The sequence below is a fragment of the Glycomyces amatae genome (assembly GCF_020991375.1).
Taxonomy (GTDB): Bacteria; Actinomycetota; Actinomycetes; order Mycobacteriales; family Micromonosporaceae; genus Glycomyces; species Glycomyces amatae.
Window position 1 is genome coordinate 101,454 of the sequence record NZ_JAJLQZ010000009.1, and the last position, 16,849, is coordinate 118,302.

At 74.3% G+C, this 16,849-nt stretch carries 16 protein-coding genes; 14 read left to right on the forward strand and 2 right to left on the reverse strand.

The window, feature by feature from the left end:
- Window positions 1–31 precede the first annotated feature (31 nt).
- The 10 genes from LO763_RS15595 to LO763_RS15640 all read left to right on the forward strand — a co-directional run bounded on the left by LO763_RS15595 (window position 32) and on the right by LO763_RS15640 (window position 11,632).
- Window positions 32–1,309, forward strand: coding sequence for an ABC transporter substrate-binding protein (locus LO763_RS15595; protein WP_230785949.1), 1,278 nt, complete (start codon window positions 32–34; stop codon window positions 1,307–1,309).
- An 82-nt stretch (window positions 1,310–1,391) separates the two neighbouring features.
- The gene (locus LO763_RS15600; protein ID WP_230785951.1) at window positions 1,392–2,549 is read left to right on the forward strand and encodes an ADP-ribosylglycohydrolase family protein; all 1,158 of its coding nucleotides are present in this window, start codon (window positions 1,392–1,394) and stop codon (window positions 2,547–2,549) included.
- Window positions 2,549–3,907: an ADP-ribosylglycohydrolase family protein gene (locus LO763_RS15605; protein ID WP_369432008.1), complete on the forward strand. Its 1,359-nt coding sequence runs from the start codon at window positions 2,549–2,551 to the stop codon at window positions 3,905–3,907. The genes LO763_RS15600 and LO763_RS15605 overlap by 1 nt, the downstream gene beginning before the upstream one ends.
- A gap of 322 nt (window positions 3,908–4,229) precedes the next feature.
- Window positions 4,230–5,147, forward strand: coding sequence for a ribokinase (locus LO763_RS15610; RefSeq protein ID WP_230785955.1), 918 nt, complete (start codon window positions 4,230–4,232; stop codon window positions 5,145–5,147).
- A complete protein-coding gene (locus LO763_RS15615; RefSeq protein WP_230785957.1) occupies window positions 5,134–7,149 on the forward strand; it encodes an SUMF1/EgtB/PvdO family nonheme iron enzyme in 2,016 nt (671 codons plus the stop codon). Before LO763_RS15610 ends, LO763_RS15615 begins: the two co-directional genes overlap by 14 nt.
- On the forward strand, window positions 7,146–8,333 hold the full coding sequence (locus LO763_RS15620; RefSeq protein WP_230785959.1) for a CaiB/BaiF CoA transferase family protein: 1,188 nt from the start codon (window positions 7,146–7,148) through the stop codon (window positions 8,331–8,333). The genes LO763_RS15615 and LO763_RS15620 overlap by 4 nt, the downstream gene beginning before the upstream one ends.
- Window positions 8,330–9,262: an HpcH/HpaI aldolase/citrate lyase family protein gene (locus tag LO763_RS15625; protein WP_230785961.1), complete on the forward strand. Its 933-nt coding sequence runs from the start codon at window positions 8,330–8,332 to the stop codon at window positions 9,260–9,262. Before LO763_RS15620 ends, LO763_RS15625 begins: the two co-directional genes overlap by 4 nt.
- Before the next feature lie 40 nt (window positions 9,263–9,302).
- Window positions 9,303–10,643 carry a CocE/NonD family hydrolase gene (locus tag LO763_RS15630; protein ID WP_230785963.1) on the forward strand — a complete coding sequence of 447 codons (1,341 nt, stop codon included), beginning with the start codon at window positions 9,303–9,305 and terminating at the stop codon, window positions 10,641–10,643.
- 43 nt (window positions 10,644–10,686) lie between these two features.
- Window positions 10,687–11,175 (forward strand): hypothetical protein, encoded by a 489-nt coding sequence (locus tag LO763_RS15635; RefSeq protein ID WP_230785964.1) that lies wholly within the window; start codon window positions 10,687–10,689, stop codon window positions 11,173–11,175.
- 28 nt (window positions 11,176–11,203) lie between these two features.
- The gene (locus LO763_RS15640) at window positions 11,204–11,632 is read left to right on the forward strand and encodes an SRPBCC family protein (protein ID WP_230785966.1); all 429 of its coding nucleotides are present in this window, start codon (window positions 11,204–11,206) and stop codon (window positions 11,630–11,632) included.
- A gap of 66 nt (window positions 11,633–11,698) precedes the next feature.
- Here LO763_RS15640 and LO763_RS15645 read toward each other — a convergent pair whose 3' ends face one another.
- Window positions 11,699–12,274: a hemerythrin domain-containing protein gene (locus tag LO763_RS15645; protein ID WP_230785968.1), complete on the reverse strand. Its 576-nt coding sequence runs from the start codon at window positions 12,272–12,274 to the stop codon at window positions 11,699–11,701.
- A gap of 11 nt (window positions 12,275–12,285) precedes the next feature.
- Window positions 12,286–13,500 carry a hypothetical protein gene (locus LO763_RS15650; RefSeq protein ID WP_230785970.1) on the reverse strand — a complete coding sequence of 405 codons (1,215 nt, stop codon included), beginning with the start codon at window positions 13,498–13,500 and terminating at the stop codon, window positions 12,286–12,288.
- A gap of 236 nt (window positions 13,501–13,736) precedes the next feature.
- On the opposite strand from LO763_RS15650, the gene LO763_RS15655 reads away from it, so the two are divergent.
- Genes LO763_RS15655 through LO763_RS15670 form a run of 4 tightly spaced genes read left to right on the forward strand, consistent with a single transcriptional unit; the run spans window position 13,737 to window position 16,743 of the window.
- Window positions 13,737–14,195, forward strand: a complete 459-nt coding sequence (locus tag LO763_RS15655) for an SRPBCC family protein (protein WP_230785972.1) — start codon at window positions 13,737–13,739, stop codon at window positions 14,193–14,195.
- Window positions 14,196–14,211: 16 nt separating this feature from the next.
- A complete protein-coding gene (locus tag LO763_RS15660) occupies window positions 14,212–14,688 on the forward strand; it encodes a hypothetical protein (RefSeq protein ID WP_230785974.1) in 477 nt (158 codons plus the stop codon).
- Window positions 14,685–15,854, forward strand: a complete 1,170-nt coding sequence (locus LO763_RS29895) for a zinc-dependent alcohol dehydrogenase (RefSeq protein ID WP_230785975.1) — start codon at window positions 14,685–14,687, stop codon at window positions 15,852–15,854. The genes LO763_RS15660 and LO763_RS29895 overlap by 4 nt, the downstream gene beginning before the upstream one ends.
- A gap of 43 nt (window positions 15,855–15,897) precedes the next feature.
- Window positions 15,898–16,743, forward strand: coding sequence for an MBL fold metallo-hydrolase (locus tag LO763_RS15670; RefSeq protein WP_230785977.1), 846 nt, complete (start codon window positions 15,898–15,900; stop codon window positions 16,741–16,743).
- Window positions 16,744–16,849: the final 106 nt, after the last annotated feature.

Below are 16,849 nucleotides of genomic sequence, written 5' to 3' on the forward strand. Positions count from 1 at the left end.
GATGCCGGTCACTACCGAAAGAGAGAAACCAATGCGCACTCGCAACAGCGCCGTCGCGGGCCTACTGGCACTGCCCCTCGCGCTCACCGGCTGCTCGGCCTTCGGCGTCGGCGACGACGAAGGCGGATCGAGCACCATCACGTTCCAGTCGCTCGCCTTCCAGGACACCACGATCGCCGCCACGCAGTCGATCGTCGACGCCTGGAACGAGGAGCACCCCGACACGCAGGTCGAACTCGTGCAGGGCAGCTGGGACAACGTCCACGACCAGCTCGTGACCCAGTTCCAGGGCGGCACCGCGCCCGACGTCATCCACGACGAGTCCGCCGACATCATGGGCTTCGCCGAGCAGGGCTACCTCGCCGACCTGAGCCCGTACCTGAGCGACGAGGTCACCGGCGCCGTCTCCGACGACGTCTGGAAGTCCGTGACCGCCGGCGACGGCTCCGTCGTCGCAGCCCCGACCCTGCTCCAGTCCTACGTCGTCTTCGCCAACACCGACGCGTTCGCCGACGCCGGCGTCGAGATCCCCGCCGGGGAGACCCTCACCTGGGACGACCTCCAGGCCCTCGCCGCGCAGCTCACCGCCGACGGCGCGTACGGCGCGGGCTGGGGCCTCCAGCAGCCGACCGCCGCGGTCATGAACCTCGCCCTGGGCTTCGACGGGACCTTCTTCACCGGCCAGGGCGCCGACGCCGCCATCGACGTCGGCGAGGACGAGCTCGCCGTCCCCGAGCGCATCCACGCCATGGCCTACGAGGACCAGTCGCTCGACCCGGTCTCGCTCACCCAGAGCGGCTCCGACGTCCTGCCCGGCTTCTTCGACGGCAAGTACGCCATGTACGTCGCGGGCAACTACGTCGCCCAGCAGATCACCGAGTCGGCGCCCGAGGGCTTCAACTGGGCCGTCCTGCCCCCGCTCGCCGGCCCCGCCGGGCCCGTCCAGGCCGCCAACCCGCAGACCATGTCCGTCGCCGCCGAGTCCGACGACGTCGAAGGGGCCGCGGCCTTCGTCGACTTCTTCATGCAGGCCGAGCACCAGGCCGCGCTCGCGCAGGGCGACTGGCTGATCCCCTCCTCCGGCGAGGCCCGCGACCTCGTCGCCGAGCAGACCGCCGGCGAGAACGGTTGGGAGGCCATCCTCGCCTCCGGCGAGGGCCTGACCGCCGCGCCGTTCCAGGCGGCCGTGAACTACCCGCAGTGGAAGGACCAGTACGCCACGCCCGCCCTCCAGCAGTACCTGGCGGACGAGATCACCCTCGACCAGCTGCGGCAGCAGCTCACCGACGGCTGGTCCGAACTCGGCTAGCACCGCACCGAACACCCGGAGCGTCCGCCGGGGCCCGACCGCCCCGGCGGACGCCGAAACCACCTGAGAGCAAGGAGACACGATGACCCTGCCGCTGAAAGACGCGCTCGAGGCGAAGGCCACCGGAGCGCTCGCGGGAGCCGCCGTGGGCGACGCGCTCGGCGGCGCCGCCGAAGGGAACACGCCCGAGGCGATCCAGCAGCGCTACGGCGGCTTCATCGAGGGGATCGTGCCCCCGTTCCTCGAGGACTGGCGCAACGCCCGCCCCATCGCCCCCTACCACAAGGGCGACGGGCACATCACCGACGACACGCTGATGACCTCGGCGCTCGTCGACGTCTACGACACCGTCCGCGACCACCTCGACGCCCACGCCGTCGCCGAGCACCTCGTCCCGCTCCTCATCGGCGACAAGCGCTGGATCCCCGAACTGGAGTCCGAGGCGCTGCTGCTGCACCGCATCTTCCTGGCGGAGAAGTGGCTGGTCGCGCGATTGCACTACGGGCACGTCGACCCGCGCGAGGCCGGCGTCGGCAACATCGTCAACTGCGGCGCCACCATGTACGTCGCCCCGATCGGCATCGTCAACGCCGGATCGCCCGAGGCCGCCTACGCCGAGGCCATCGACGTCGCCGGCGCCCACCAGTCCAGCTACGGCCGCGAAGCCGCCGGGGTCTTCGCCGCGGCCGTCGCCGAGGCCATGCGGCCCGGCGCCGACGTCGACTCGGTCGTCCAGGCCGCCCTCGGCCTCGCCAAGGACGGCACCAGGACCGCGATCGAGGCCGTGGCCGAGGCCGCCTCCCGCGTGGACGACTGGAGGACCGGCCTCGCCGACCTGCGCCGCGCCGTCGAGCCGTTCGACACCGTCGGCCCGAACTACCGGGCCCCGGCCATGGACGCGCGCATCCCCAGCCGCACCAAGTCCATCGAGGAGCTCCCCATCGCCCTCGGCGTGGTCATCGCCGCCCGAGGCGAGTACCGCGAGGCCGTCCTCGCCGCCGTCAACTACGGCCGCGACTCCGACTCCATCGCCGTCATGGCCGGGTCCATCACCGGCGCCCTCGGCGGCCTCGACGCCGTCCCGCAGGAGTGGGTCGCCGACGTGAGCGAGGGCAGCCGCATCGACGTCACCGCCACCGGGCCGGTCATCGCCGCGGTCGCCCGCGACGTGTGGGCCGCCGACGCCGCCCGCGCCGCCCGTACCGCCGAGGCCCGCGACGCCTACGCCGGAGCCCGATGATGCGACTGAGCTGGACCCAGCCCGAGGACCTGCTGCCGCACGCCCTGGTCGCCGCCGACCTCGACGGCCGCGACGCCGCCGGGGTCCGCGAACGGTGGCTCGCCGCCGGAGGCGCGGCCGAACCGGTCGTCAGCGGCGCCTCACCCGAACCCGCGCCCGCACCGCTGCGCGCGCTCGCCAGGGAGCTCCTCGCCGAACTCGACGAGATCCCCGACCCCGCGGCCCTGACCACCGACGAGCCCGAGGACCTGGAGGCGATCCTCGCCGCGGCGGGCGCCGAGTCGGCGCCCGCACCGCCCCCGGCCGCCGGAGCCGAGTACGCCGACCGCGTGCACGGCGCCTGGCTCGGCCGCGCGGCCGGATGCCTGCTCGGCAAGCCCGTCGAGAAGGTCTCCCTCGAGGGCATCCGCGCCATCGCCCGCGCCACCGGCAACTGGCCGCTCGACTCCTACTTCACCGAGATCGGCCTCGACCCCTGGGTCGCCGCGAAGTACCCGTGGAACCGGCGCAGCCGCCCTACGAGCCTGGTCGAGAACATCGACGGGATGCCCGAGGACGACGACCTCAACTTCCCGCTCATCGCCCTCCACCTCCTCGAGGGCGCCGGGCGCGGCCTCACCACCGGCGACGTCGCCCAGGCCTGGCTCGACCTGCTGCCCGGCGGCCGCGTCTTCACCGCCGAGCGCATCACCTACCGCAACCTCCTCGACGGCCACGCGCCCGAGGAGGCCGGGCGGGTGCGCAACCCCTTCCGCGACTGGATCGGCGCGCAGATCCGCACCGACCTCTACGGCTGGGCCACGCCCGGCGACCCGGTCGAGGCCGCGCGCCTCGCCTGGACCGACGCGCGGCTCAGCCACGGCCGCAACGGGATCTACGGCGCCATGTTCGCCGCCGCCGCGAGCGCGGCGGCCGTGACCGGGGCACCGGTGGACACCGTCCTGGAGACCGGCCTGTCGGTCGTGCCGCCGCGCAGCCGCTACGCCGCCGCCCTGCGGCGGGGGATCGACATCGGCCGCGGCGGCCTCGACGACGAGGCGGCGGTCGACGCGCTGCACGAGGAGTTCGGGCACCTGCACTGGGTCCACGTGCTCAACAACGCCGCGCTGCTCGGATTCGCGCTCGCGAGGGGCGCCGGGGCGTTCGAGCGGACGATCACGCTGGCCGTGTCGGGCGGGTGGGACACCGACTCGGTCGGCGCGACCGCGGGCGCCCTGGCGGGGGCGATGACCGGCGCGAAGCACCTGCCGCCCAAGTGGATCGGTCCGCTCGACGACCGGCTCGCGACCTCGGTCCCCGGCTTCGACGGAGCGCGGTTCACCGCGCTGGCGATCCGCACCGTGGAGGTGTCGCGATGAGCGGGACGGCACCGGGCACGACCGCCCTCGAAGCCGCGCGAACGGCCTCGGAGGGGCACGGGCGCACGGCCCGGCGGCGCGAGCGGCGGGGACTCCCGGCGGGAGCGGCCGGATGCAGCGGCATCGGATCGGCGAACGCCGACCCCGGCCGCGCCCGTGGCGCGGGCAGCGGCGCCGCCGTGATCCCGTTCGCGCCGCGCGGCGCCCGACCCGCCCCGCCCCCCGCCCCTGCGGCGCGTCCCGCATCCTCCGGGACGGCCGCATCGCTCACCGCCGACTCCAGTCCGCCCGCACCGACCACCCGCACCCTGGAGGTGTCCCGATGACCGTCGTCGTGCTCGGCAGCGCCAACCTCGACCTCGTCTACGCGGTCGACCGCATCCCCGCCCCCGGCGAGACCGTCCTCTCCCGCGGCTTCGCGTCCTTCCCCGGCGGCAAGGGCAACAACCAGGCCGTCGCGACCGCCCGCGCCGGCGCCGACGTCCGCTTCATCGTCGCCCTCGGCCGCGACGCCGCCGGCGACCGCCTCGCCGACGAGGCCCGCCGCGCCGGGATCGCCCTCCGCGCCCGCCGCGTCGACGACCCCACCGGCTCGGCCGTGATCTTCGTGGACCGCCGCGCCGAGAACTCCATCGTGGTCGACTCCGGCGCCAACGCCGCCCTCGTGGACCTCACCGCCGACGAACTCGCCGACATCGCCGCCGCCGACCTCCTCGTCCTCCAACTGGAGACGCCCCTCCCCACCGTCGCCGCCGCCGTGCGCGCCGCCCGCGCCGCCTCCACCAAGGTCGTCCTCAACGCCGCCCCCAGCACCGCCGTCCCCGCCGACCTCCTCGGCCGGGTCGACGTCCTCATCGTCAACGAGCACGAGGCCGCCGAGCTCGCGAGCGAACCCGCCGGCGCCGGCGAGCACGCGCTCCTGACCGCCCTCACCGGGCACGGCTGCGCCGTGATCATCACGCTCGGCGCCGACGGCGCGCTCGTCGGCGTCCCCGGCAAGGCCCCCGTCCAGGTCCCGGCCGTCCCGGTCGAGGCGAAGGACACCACCGGCGCGGGCGACGCCTTCGCGGGCGCCTTCGCCGCCGCCCTCGACCGCGGCACCCGCGCCACCGACCTCGCCGCTCTCGTCGCCGCCACCGAGTTCGCGACCGCCGCCGCCGCGATCGCCGTGCAGCGCGAAGGCGCCGTCCCGTCCATCCCCACGCTCGAGGAAGTGGAGGCGCTCCGTGCGACCCTTTGACCCCGACGAGGCCAACACCAACGAGTTCGACCCGCTGGTGCCCAGGCCCATCGACCGGCCCACCACGCTGCCGCCCGGCGGCCGGACCGACCCCGAGACCGGGGACGTCGCCAAGATCTTCGCCGCGCCCGCCGACCCCGCCGACTGGCCCGCCTGGCGCGCCGACCTCGCCGCCTGGCGCGACGAGGCCCGGGAGCGCCTGGCCTACAGCGGCGCGGCCTACGATCGCCCCGAGACCCGCTGGGCCGCCAGCGCCTACGCCGTCGCCCAGGTGTGGCTGTGGGACGAGCGCCTCTTCGACCACGCCGAGCAGCGCTTCACCGTGGACGCCTTTCTCGAGTCCATCGCAGGCCAAGGCGGCCTCGACGGCCTCGTCCTCTGGCACGCCTACCCGGTCATCGGCATCGACGACCGCAACCAGTTCGACTTCTACCGCGACGTCCCCGGCCTCGCCGGCCTCGTGCGGGAGTTCCACGACCGCGGCCTGCGCGTCTTCGTCGACTACAACCCCTGGGACACCGGGACGCGCCGCACCGGCCGCACCGACGCCGAGGAGCTCGCCGCGCTCGTCACCGAGCTCGGCGCCGACGGCGTCTTCCTCGACACCCTCAAGGAGGGCGACGCGAACCTCACGCGCGCCCTCGCCGCCGCGACCCCGCCGCAGGTCCTCGAAGGCGAGTCCCGCGTCCCCAACCAGCGGGTCGAGGACCACCTGCTGAGCTGGGCGCAGTGGTTCGCCGACTCCGAGGCGCCCGGCGTGCAGCGCGCCCACTGGTACGAGCGCCGCCACATGATGCACTCGATCCGCCGCTGGAACCGCGACCACAGCGGCGAGCTCCAGTCCGCGTGGATGAACGGCACCGGCATCCTGGTGTGGGACGCCGTCTTCGGCGTCTGGGTCGGCTGGAACCGCCGCGACGAGGCCACGCTGCGCCGGATGCTCCGCGTCCAGCGCGCCGCCCACGAGATCCTCGCGGCGGGGGAGTGGTCCCCGCTCGAAGGCGCGACCCCCGAGGCCGTCCAGGCCGGGATCTACGTCTCGCGCTGGACCCGCGGCGACGCCACGCTGTGGACCGTCGTCAACCGGGGCGCGCTCGACTGGGTCGGCGACCCGCTCGCCGCCGCCCTCCCCGCAGGCGGCCGCCGCCACGACGTGACCGCCGGAAGCGCCGTCACCGGCGCCGTCAAGGTCCCCGCCCGCGGCGTCACCGGCATCCTCGAACTCGCCCCCGGCGCCGAGGACCCCGCGTGGCTCGCCGGCCTCCTCGAGGCCGCCGCCGCCGACCCCGGCGCCGCCGACGCGACCTTCCCCGGCCGCGTGGCCGTCCGGGCCGTCCCCGCGCCCTCGGCGCGCCAAGGCCGCGGCGTCCGCGTCGAGGCCGGGCCGCGCCGCCTCGAAGTGACGTTCCGCCGCCGCGAGACCGGCTTCTACCAGGGCGCACCCTATGTGGAGGAGTGGAAGCCCCTGCCCCCGCGCCTCCACGACGACCGCTCCGAGACGCTCGACGTCGACCTCGCGGGACCGGTCGCCGTCGCCGCCGCCGAGGTCACGGCCGCCGAGTACCGGGCCTTCCTCGACGCCACCGGCTACCGCCCGGCCGTCGGGCACCGCTTCCTCTGCGGCGCGGGCGAACCCGACGGCCCCGTGACCGGCGTGTCCCTCGCCGACGCCCGCGCCTACGCCGCCTGGGCCGGCGCCCGCCTCCCCGACGAGTTCGAATGGCAGCTCGCCGCCGAGCGGCCCGGCTTCGAGCGCCGCACCCCCGCCGTCTGGAACTGGACCGAGAGCGAGCACTCCGACGGCGTCACCCGCTTCGCGATGCTCAAGGGCGGCAGCGAGCACCGCTCCGAAGGCTCCGACTGGTACACCGACGGCGGGCTCCGCGACCCCTCCTTCAGCCTGAAGCTCCTCCTGCCCGGCCTCGGCCTGGAACGCTCGGGCAGCATCGGCTTCCGCATCGCCTGGGACCTGACCGCCGAAGACGAGGAGACGACCGCATGACCGCGCCGCTCGAAGGACTCCGGGTCCTCGACGTCTCCACCCTCTTCGCCGGCCCCATCGCCGCGACCTTCCTCGGCGACTACGGCGCCGACGTGATCAAAGTGGAGCACCCGCGCAAACCCGACGCCTCGCGGGGCCACGGCCCCGCCAAGGACGGCGTCAACCTCTGGTGGAAGACCCTGGGCCGCAACAAGCGCACCGCCACCATCGACCTCGGCACCCCCGAGGGCGCCGACCTGCTCCTGCGGCTCGCCGCCGAAGCGGACGTGCTCATCGAGAACTTCCGCCCCGGCACGCTCGAACGCTGGGGCCTGGGCCCCGACGCGCTCCACGAGGCCAACCCGCGCCTCGTCATCGCCCGCGTCACCGCCTTCGGCCAGACCGGCCCCTACTCGTCTCGGCCCGGATTCGGCAGCCTCGCCGAGGCCATGAGCGGCTTCGCCGCCCTCACCGGCCAGCCCGACGGGCCCCCGACCCTGCCCCCGTTCGGGCTCGCCGACGGCATCGCCGCCCTCGCGACCGCGTTCGCCGTCACGACCGCGCTGCGCGCCGCCGACCGCGACGGCCGCGGCCAGGTCGTCGACCTCGCCATCATCGAGCCGATCCTCATGCTCCTCGGCGGCCAGATCACCGCCTACGACCAGCTCGGCATCCTCCAGCCCCGCAGCGGCAACCGCTCGGTCAACAACGCCCCCCGCAACGTCTACCGCACCGGCGGCGGCGACTGGGTGGCCGTCTCCACCAGCTCCCAGTCGATCGCCGAACGCGTCATGCGCCTGGTCGGCCGCGAGGACCTCGTCGCCGAGCCCTGGTTCGCCTCCGGCCACACCCGCGCCGAGCACGCCGACGAACTCGACGAGGCGGTCTCGGCCTGGATCGGGGCCCGCCCCACCGACGAGGTCCTCACCGCGTTCGAAGGCGCCCAGGCCGCCGTCGCCCCCGTCTACGACGTGCGCGGCGTCCTCGCCGACCCCCAGTACCGGGCCATCGGCACCGTCCAGACCGTCGACGACGAGGAGCTCGGGCCCGTGAAGATGCAGAACGTGCTCTTCCGCCTCTCCGAGACCCCCGGCGCGATCCGCTGGACCGGGCGCCGCCACGGCCAGGACACCGACGCGGTGCTCGCCGAGGCGGGCGTGACCCGCGAGCAACTGGAGCTCCTGCGCGAGAAGGGCGTCATTTGAACCCGCTCACCGCCCTCTACGTCCCCGGCGACCGGCCCGACCGCTTCGACAAGGCCGCCGCCTCCGGGGCCGACCTCGTCATCCTCGACCTCGAGGACGCCGTCCCCGACCAGTCCAAGGCCGACGCGCTCGCCAACGTCGTCGAATGGCTCGCCTCGCCCCCGCCCGGCGTGGCCCTCCAGGTCCGCGTCAACGAGCGCGCCGCCCACGAGATCCGCGCCGTCCGCGCCACCGGCGCCGACGTCGGCCTGCGCATCCCCAAAGTGGAGGACCCCCGCAAGCTCGACGCCATAGCGGTGCTCGCCGACGGCCTCCCGCTCACCGCGCTCATCGAGTCGGCCCGCGGCGTCGAGGCCGCCGCAGCGATCAGCGCCCACCCGGCCGTCCGCGAGGTCGCCCTCGGCGAGGCCGACCTCGCCAGCGACCTCGGCAGCACCGATCCGCTCGTCCGCGACCACCTCCGCGTCCGCCTCCTCCTCGCCGCCCGCGCCGCGGGGCTCCCCGCGCCGATGCTCTCCGCCTACCCCGCCATCCGCGACCTCGACGGCCTGCGCGCCGACACCGAGCGCGGCAAGGCCCTCGGCCTGCGCGGCCGCACCGCCGTCCACCCCCGGCAGCTCGCCGTCATCAAGGAGGTCTTCACCCCCGACGAGGAGGAGCGCGCCTGGGCCCGCGCCGTGCTCGACGCCCTCGAGCACGGCGGCGTCGCCACCCTCGCCGACGGCCAGATGGTCGACCCCGCGATGCTCGGCCGCGCCAAGAGGATCCTCGACCCCCGGCAGCCGTTACCCGGCCCGCCCGCCGCTGCGCCGCGCCCCCGCGTACGGCACCGGTGCGCAGAGGCCCCGCCGCCCTGCGAGCGGGCAACGGACCGGACACCGCCCACCGGGATGCCCAAACCCGCCCTGAGCTGCCCTTCCCGCCGGTAAGCTTCCCGGCATCGGGTCCAGATCGCGGGGGGAATCGCCGATGAGCCTCATGAGCCACGCCGTCCAGCACTACCTCAAGCTCCCCGCCCCCGAGACCCGCAGCCTCAGGATCGAACGCGACCTGGCCGTCCCCATGCGCGACGGCGTCCAGCTCATCGCCGACCACTGGCGGCCCAAGAACGGCCCCGAAGGCCTCCCGACCGCGCTCGTGCGCACCACGTACGAGCACCGCGGCCTCCACGGCAGGCTCATCGCCCGCCCCCTCGCCGAACGCGGCTTCCAGGTGCTCAGCGTCGCCGCGCGCGACGGCTGGGACCCCGGCGTCGCGGCCGACCCGCACCGGCGGGCGAGCGAGGACGGCCTCGACCTCATCACCTGGATCCTCACCCAGCCCTGGTTCGGCGGGGCCATGGTCCTGGCCGGGCTCGGCCGCGTCGACCACACCCCGTGGGCCGTCGCCGCCCACGCGCCGCCCCAGCTCAAGGCCATGGCGCCGGTCGCCACCGCGTCCGCGATGACCAAGGAGCTCATGCGGCGCGACATCCGCGTCCCCGCCTCGCTGGTCGGCGGCTGGTACGACGCGTCCCTGCCCGGCCAGGTGCGCGACTTCGAGGCGCTCCAGGAGGCCGGGCGGCACGCCCGCCTCACCATCGGCCCCTGGACCCACGACGACGCGGTCGGCGCGGCCGTCTCCGAGAGCCTGGAGTTCTCCCTGCCGCTGGCCCGCGGCCAGGTGCCCGCCGTGCGCGCCCCCGTGCGCCTGTACGTCATGGGGGAGGAGGCCTGGCGCGACTTCGACACCTGGCCGCCGCCGGGCTACCGGCCGCGGCGCGTCCACCTCGGCGCGGGCGGCACCCTGGGCATGAAGCTCCGGGAGGGCGCCGCGGGCTACCGCTACGACCCCGACGACCCGACCCCGTCCTTCGGCGGCACCGGCGAGTTCCGCGGCGGCAAGGTCGACAACACCTGGCTGGAGGCCCGGCCCGACGTCCTCACCTTCACCACCGAGGTCCTCACCGTCGACTTCGAGGTCGCCGGGCACGTGAAGGCCACCGTCTGGTTCCGCTCCAGCCTGCCGTCCGCCGACGTCTTCGTGCGGCTGTGCGACGTGGACCCGCAGGGCCGCTCCTGGAACGTGTGCGACGGCCTCACCGCCGTCACCGGCGCGACCGGGCTGCAACCGGTCGAGGTCGAGCTGTGGCCCACGGCGTACCGCTTCAAGACCGGCCACCGCATCCGCGTGCAGGTCTCCAGCGGCGCCTTCCCGCGCTACCACCGCAACCCGGACGACCCCGCCCACTCGCACCCGGCCGACCAGGAGGTCCACTTCGACGCCGAGCACCCCTCGACCATCACGCTCCCGCTCAGGACCATCGCGTGACCACGGCGCATCATCCCGTGGCGAAAGGGGTAACCGCGAGCCCATGACGACACCTGAGGACGCGGGCCGCCCGCCGGCCGGCGGGGGCGCCGACCCGCGGCTCGACGGCGGCGAGTGGCGCGCCGCGCTGGACGACCGCACCGTCGAGGCCGTGGGCAAGCTGACCGAGGCGCTCGAGACGGTCGAGATCGCCCGGGGGCACCTGTACGCCTTCCACCAGCTCACCGGCGCCGCCGACTTCAAGGTCGAGGACGCCATCGGGCTGCTGGAGGCCGCCGGGCACCGGGACCTGGCCCGGCGCCTCGCGCGCGAGCTCCTCGGCCGCAACGTCCTCCCCGGGCGCTGGACCTTCCAGGTCATCGAGGACTACGAGGCGACCTACTACGACGTCTTCCGCGACCTCGAACGCGAGACGCGCCGACTCACCGGCGGCGTCCCGCACGTGTACGAGGCCGACCTGAAGCGGCACCGCCGCTCGGCGGGCGAACCCGGCCACGAGGCCGTGGCGAACGAATCGGTGGCCGACCGGTGAACCGGGGCACCAGAAGGAAGCAGGGGACATGACCACCTACACGCACACCGCAGAGGCCGACATCGACGCCGACACGCTGTTCGGCTTCCTCGCCGACCCGCGCAACCTGCCGCGCTACTTCCCGCAGATGACCGCCGCCGAACCCGAGGGCGGCGAGGCGGTCCACGTCGAGGCGGAGGTGCACGGCGAGCACGTCGAAGGGGAGGCCTGGCTCCACTCGGACGAGGCCGGGCGCCGGCTCGAGTGGGGCGCCCAGGGGCCCGACGACTACCACGGCGAACTCCAGGTGGACGAGGTCGAACCCGGCCACAGCCGCATCACCGTCAGCCTGCACAGCGTCCGCGAGGCGCGGGGCGGCGAGGTGCAGCAGGGCCTGGAGGAGACCGTGGCCGCGCTGACCCAGGCTGCCACGGCGGACGACCGCCCGTGGGAGCCCGGCGGCCGCACCCCGCGCTGATCCGGACGGCGGACGACGGGCCCGGCACGCCTTCCCAGGCGTGCCGGGCCCGTCTGCGGCCCGCTCTCAACCGCCCTGCGACCCGCCGCCCCGCATCGCGTCCCTGACGCGGTCGAACACGGCCAGCACCGGGCCGACGGTCAGGTTCTTCACGGCCGTCTCGTTCCCCGGGTGCGGGTGCGTGGGCGCCGCCTTCTCGGCCATGCGCACCTGCGCGGCCAGCGTCTCGAGCCGGTCCTGGTCGTACCGGCCGCGCAGGTGGCGGAACTCGTAGGCCTCCTCGTAGTGGGCGTGCTGGAGCACCGAGTCCCGCAGCAGGGCGAGCGCGGCGTCGAACTCCTCGGAGCCCAGGTCCATCCCCTCGAGCCGGACCAGGGCCTCCTTGGCCTCGCGCTCCTCGTGGAGGCGGTCCTCGACGACCTGCTCGCCGCCGTCGATGCCGCGGCGCGCGAGCGGGTGCACCACCTCCTCCTCGGCGGTCTCGTGGACGGCGAGCAGGTGCACCAAGCGCGCGAACGCCTCGGCGCGGTGCTCGCCGGTCGCGGTCTGGACCTCGGCGAACAGGTCCCTGATGAGCATGTGCTGGCCCACGAGCAGCTCGATGACGTCCTCGGCGTGCTCGGGGCGGTCCTCCACCGACATGCGCGTTCCCCTCACCGTTCTTGCGAGGGCTGCTCGCGCAGCCGCGGATCGGGGTGCTCCCCTTCGGTGGAGAGGCGGTAGTCGGACCCGAACCGCTCCCGGTGCGCGTCGACCACCCGGTCGCTGGGCGGGGCCTCGCCGCCGTGGATGCCCTCCTGCATGCGCTCGAAGCGCTCGTGGGCCTCCCACACGTAGCCGGCGCCGAGCGTGGTGAGGTCCATCTGGGTGTCGAGGAGTTCGCGCAGGTACGCCTTGTTCGGCTCGAACGTGACCGGCGGCGGCAGCTCGGGCGCGAGGACCTGCTCGGGCTCGCGCCCGTCGTGCTCGCGCATGAGGTCGCAGGCGAGCCGCAGGTGCTCCAGCTCCATGTCGAGGTGGAGCTCCCAGATCGCCTTGATCCGGGGGTCGGACTCGGTCTCCATGAACGAGTGGTACAGGTAGCACTCGTTGTACTCGTGGTTGACCAGCCGCTCCCACCAGGTCTCGCCCGGGTCCACCAGGGACTCGTAGTGGGTGACGTGCTCCTCCTCGACCAGCCCGATCTCCTGGTAGAGCTGGCGGGCGATCGGCTCCATGTACTCGGGGCCGACGTTCATGTAGTAGTTCATCGTCTGCTGCTCGGCGGCCATGATGGTGAGCGCGTGCAGCTTCGAGATCGGGGCGGCCGCGTTGCGGTCGTAGGGCTCGCGCACGTTGTCGTGCGGGTGCCGGTGGTGGTACCTGGTGGGCCGGCCCGGGATCACCTCGGTCAGGCCGTCGACGATCTTCTCGGCCTTGCGGTGCTGGACCATCTCGTAGAGGTTGGCGTAGCGGTAGAGGTGGTCGAAGTCCTCCAGGACGCCGAACTCGTAGGCCTGCTTGAGGTACGGGTCGGGCTCCATGCGGGCCACCCACGCGGTGAGGTCGACGGCGACCTGCTCGTAGGCGATCGTGTTCTCCAGCGCCGACGAGACGCCCGGCAGCAGCCAATTGACCGCCCGCTGCTGCTGTTGCTCCATGTAGCGCACCTCGGCCAGCTGCCGCTTCACGTCCATCGAGGGGCAGTTGCGGGCGAACTGGTGGCTGAAGAGGATCGCCTCCACCTCGATGCCGTTCATCGCGATGATCCGGCACCGCGTGTACGGGTCGGCGTGGTCGGGGTCGATCGGCTCGACGTCCAGCTCGCGCCAGTTGCGCAGCTGCCTGTCCAGCGGGATCCCCCGGTGCTCCAGCGGATTGAAAGTCATAAAGGCCGTCCTTCGTTCGGTCTCTCGGTCGCTCGACTCGGTCCGGCACTGTGGCCGCTGGGGGAACCCCCACCCTGTCACACCTGTCAGGGGCGTCGGGCCGTAAACGTGCACTCTTCCTCGTGTTCGACGCCGGCCCGCTCGGAGCGCGACCGCGTTTCGGCCCCGCGGCGGGGGGTACCTGCGAAGTGCTGAGGGGGCCCGGGCACCGGGTCCGGACGGGGAGGCGAGGCGCCGTGAGGGACCTGTCGGACATCGGCGTGACCGCGGACGTCGCGGCCCCGCCGGAGGCCGTCTTCGCGGTGCTCGCCGACGGCTGGAACTACCCGTCGTGGGTGGTCGGGGCCTCGCGGGTCCGCGAGGCGGACGAGGACTGGCCCGCCGAGGGCACCCGGATCCACCACAGCATCGGCCCCTGGCCGCTGCTCATCGAGGACACCACGTCCGTGGCCGTCGCCCGCCCGCCGCGCCTGCTGGTGCTGGACGCGCGGATGTGGCCGCTCGGCAGGGCCCGGATCCGCTTCGAACTCACCGAGGGCGGCAAGGGGACCGAGGTCAGGATGACCGAACTGGCCCTGGGCGGCCCGCTCTCGGTCCTGCCCGTCGCCGTCCAGACCCGCCTGATCGCGCCCCGCAACCGAGAATCACTCGACCGCCTCTCCCGCCTGGCCGAAGCCGAGGCCGACGGCGGCTGAGCGGAGAGGAGCCCGCATGCACTGGCTGGCCAAGAACGTCGCCCTGACCGTGGGCGTGGCGATACTGCGCTTCATGCTGCGCGCCGTCGAACGCCGGATCGCCGCCCGCGGGACCCGCCCCGCCTCCGACCCCGCCGAGCGGTGGCTGGCCGTCACCGTCAACGCCGCCCCCGAGACGGTCGCCGCCGACCCGCAGGTCCGGCGCCTCCAGGACGTCCCGGGCCTGAAGGTGCGCCTCACGCCCGCGCCCGGCGGCCGCTCGACCGAGATCGCCGCCCGCTTCACCGGCGACGCGCTCGCGGGCCGCACCGGGCCCCTGTCCCGGATCGCCGGGCGCGACCCCCGCCAGCCCGTGCGCCGGGCCCTGCGCAACACCAAGTCGATGCTGGAGACCGGCGAGGTCCTGCGCACCGAGCCGACCCGCCCGCGCACCCCCGGCGGCAGGTTCATGGCGGCCCTCGCGCGCCGCTCGGGAGGAGAGGGACGACTGTGAAGGCACTGTGCTGGCAAGGCGTCAACGAACTCGGGGTCGAGCGCGTGCCCGACCCCGCCGTCCTCAACGACCAGGACGCCATCGTGCGGGTCCGCGCCAGCGCGACCTGCGGCTCCGACCTCCACCTCATCGGCGGCTACATCCCCGCGATGCAGGCCGGCGACGTCCTGGGCCACGAGTTCATCGGCGAGGTCGTGGAGACCGGCCCCGGCGTGCGCCGCCTCGGCGTCGGCGACCGGGTCGTGGTGTGCTCGGTCGTCGCCTGCGGCCGCTGCCGCTACTGCGAGGACGGCCTGTGGTCGCTGTGCGACAACGGCAACCCGAACTCGGGGATGGGCGCGGCCCTGTGGGGCTACGAGACCGGCGGCCTCTACGGCTACTCCCACGCGACGGGCGGCTTCCGCGGCAGCCACGCCGAGTACGTCCGCGTGCCCTTCGCCGACTACGGCGCGTTCCCCGTCCCCGACGGCATCGACGACGACGCGGCCGTGTTCGCCTCCGACGCCGTGCCCACCGGCTGGATGGGCGCCGAACTGGGCGGCGTGACCGGCGGCGACACCGTCGCGGTGTGGGGCGCCGGAGCGGTCGGCCAGATGGCCGCCTGGAGCGCGGGGCAGCTGGGGGCCGAGCGGGTCATCGTCATCGACCGCCTCCGCGACCGCCTCGACATGGCCCAGCGCCACCTCGGCGTGGAGACCATCGACTACACGGCCACCGACGTCGGCGCCGAACTGCGCGAGCGCACCGGCGGGCGCGGCCCGGACGTGTGCATCGAAGCGGTCGGCATGGAGGCGCACGGCACCGGCCCCCAGCACGTCTACGACAAGGTCAAGCAGCTGCTGCGCCTGGAGACGGACCGCCCGCAGGCCGCCCGGGAGGCGGTCATGGCCTGCCGCAAGGGCGGCAGCGTCTTCCTCCTCGGCGTGTTCGTCGGCCTGGTCGACAAGTTCCCGCTCGGCGCGGTCATGAACAAGGGGCTCACCGTCCGGGGCGCGCAGCAGCACGGCCAGCGGTACATCCCGATGCTCCTGGAGCGGATGGCCGAGGGCGCCCTCCAGACCCGGCACCTCGCCACCCACACGATGCCGCTGCGCCGGGGCGCCGAGGCCTACGAGCTGTTCAAGGAGAAGCGGGACGGCTGCGTGCGCGCCGTCCTCCACCCCTGACGCCGGCCCGCATGATCCCGCCCCGGGAGGGTACTGGCACCGCATGGACCACAAGCTCCGGCTCGAACCGGACGGCGCCGAGGACCGGGTCGGCGAGGACGAGGACGGCGACTCGGTGCGCTTCATCGGGAACGCGACCGTCCTGCTGCGGATCGGCGGGTTCACCGTGCTCACCGACCCGACCTTCGTCCACCGGCACGAGAAGGTGCCGCTGGGGTGGGGCCTGACCACGACGCGGCTCACCGATCCGGCGATGGACGTCGCGGACCTGCCGCCGCTCGACTTCGTCCTGCTCTCGCACTTCCACGGCGACCACTTCGACCAGGCCGCCCAGCGCGACCTGGACAGGGAGCTGCCGATCGTCACCACGCCGCAGGCGCAGGGCGACCTGGCCGAGCGGGGCTTCCACCGCACGACCGGGCTCGGCACCTGGGACCGCGTGGAGGTCGCGAAGGGCGACTCGCGGCTGCGCGTCACCGCCTGCCCCGGCAGGCACGGGCCCGGCGTCACCGACCTGCTGCTGCCCGACGTCATGGGCAGCGTGATCGAGTACGAGGCGCGGCCGGGCCGCACGCGGCGGCTCTACATCAGCGGCGACACGCTCGTCTTCGACGGGCTGCGCGAGATCCCCGAGCGGTTCCCCGAGATCGAGACGGGCCTGCTCCACCTCGGCGGCACCCGCGTCATGGGCATCATGGTCACCATGGACGCCGAGCAGGGCGTCGAGGCGGCCCGGATCATCGACCCCGGCACGGTCATCCCGATCCACTACGACGACTACGACGTGTTCACCTCGCCGCTGGCCGACTTCGTCGAGGCGGCCGCCGCGGCGGGCATCGGCGACCGCGTCCGCACCCTCGAACGCGGCGAGACCCACCGCCTCCCCTGACCCGCGCCGCGCCTTGCCGCGGTCGGGCGGACGCGGCCGCGCGACGATGCGAGGATGGTCCCGTCGTCCGGCGCGACGCCGGACCGGCGGTCCTCGCTAACTTGCG

Excerpts from the sequence above, each read along its gene's own strand:
- LO763_RS15620 (WP_230785959.1), top strand. The coding sequence starts at position 7,146 with ATGACCGCGCCGCTCGAAGGACTCCGGGTCCTCGACGTCTCCACCCTC.
- LO763_RS15635 (WP_230785964.1), top strand. The coding sequence starts at position 10,687 with ATGACGACACCTGAGGACGCGGGCCGCCCGCCGGCCGGCGGGGGCGCC.
- LO763_RS15645 (WP_230785968.1), bottom strand. The coding sequence starts at position 12,274 with ATGTCGGTGGAGGACCGCCCCGAGCACGCCGAGGACGTCATCGAGCTG.
- LO763_RS15670 (WP_230785977.1), top strand. The coding sequence starts at position 15,898 with ATGGACCACAAGCTCCGGCTCGAACCGGACGGCGCCGAGGACCGGGTC.
- LO763_RS15600 (WP_230785951.1), top strand. The coding sequence starts at position 1,392 with ATGACCCTGCCGCTGAAAGACGCGCTCGAGGCGAAGGCCACCGGAGCG.
- LO763_RS15595 (WP_230785949.1), top strand. The coding sequence starts at position 32 with ATGCGCACTCGCAACAGCGCCGTCGCGGGCCTACTGGCACTGCCCCTC.
- LO763_RS15660 (WP_230785974.1), top strand. The coding sequence starts at position 14,212 with ATGCACTGGCTGGCCAAGAACGTCGCCCTGACCGTGGGCGTGGCGATA.
- LO763_RS15610 (WP_230785955.1), top strand. The coding sequence starts at position 4,230 with ATGACCGTCGTCGTGCTCGGCAGCGCCAACCTCGACCTCGTCTACGCG.
- LO763_RS15650 (WP_230785970.1), bottom strand. The coding sequence starts at position 13,500 with ATGACTTTCAATCCGCTGGAGCACCGGGGGATCCCGCTGGACAGGCAG.
- LO763_RS15640 (WP_230785966.1), top strand. The coding sequence starts at position 11,204 with ATGACCACCTACACGCACACCGCAGAGGCCGACATCGACGCCGACACG.
- LO763_RS15605 (WP_369432008.1), top strand. The coding sequence starts at position 2,549 with ATGCGACTGAGCTGGACCCAGCCCGAGGACCTGCTGCCGCACGCCCTG.
- LO763_RS15630 (WP_230785963.1), top strand. The coding sequence starts at position 9,303 with ATGAGCCTCATGAGCCACGCCGTCCAGCACTACCTCAAGCTCCCCGCC.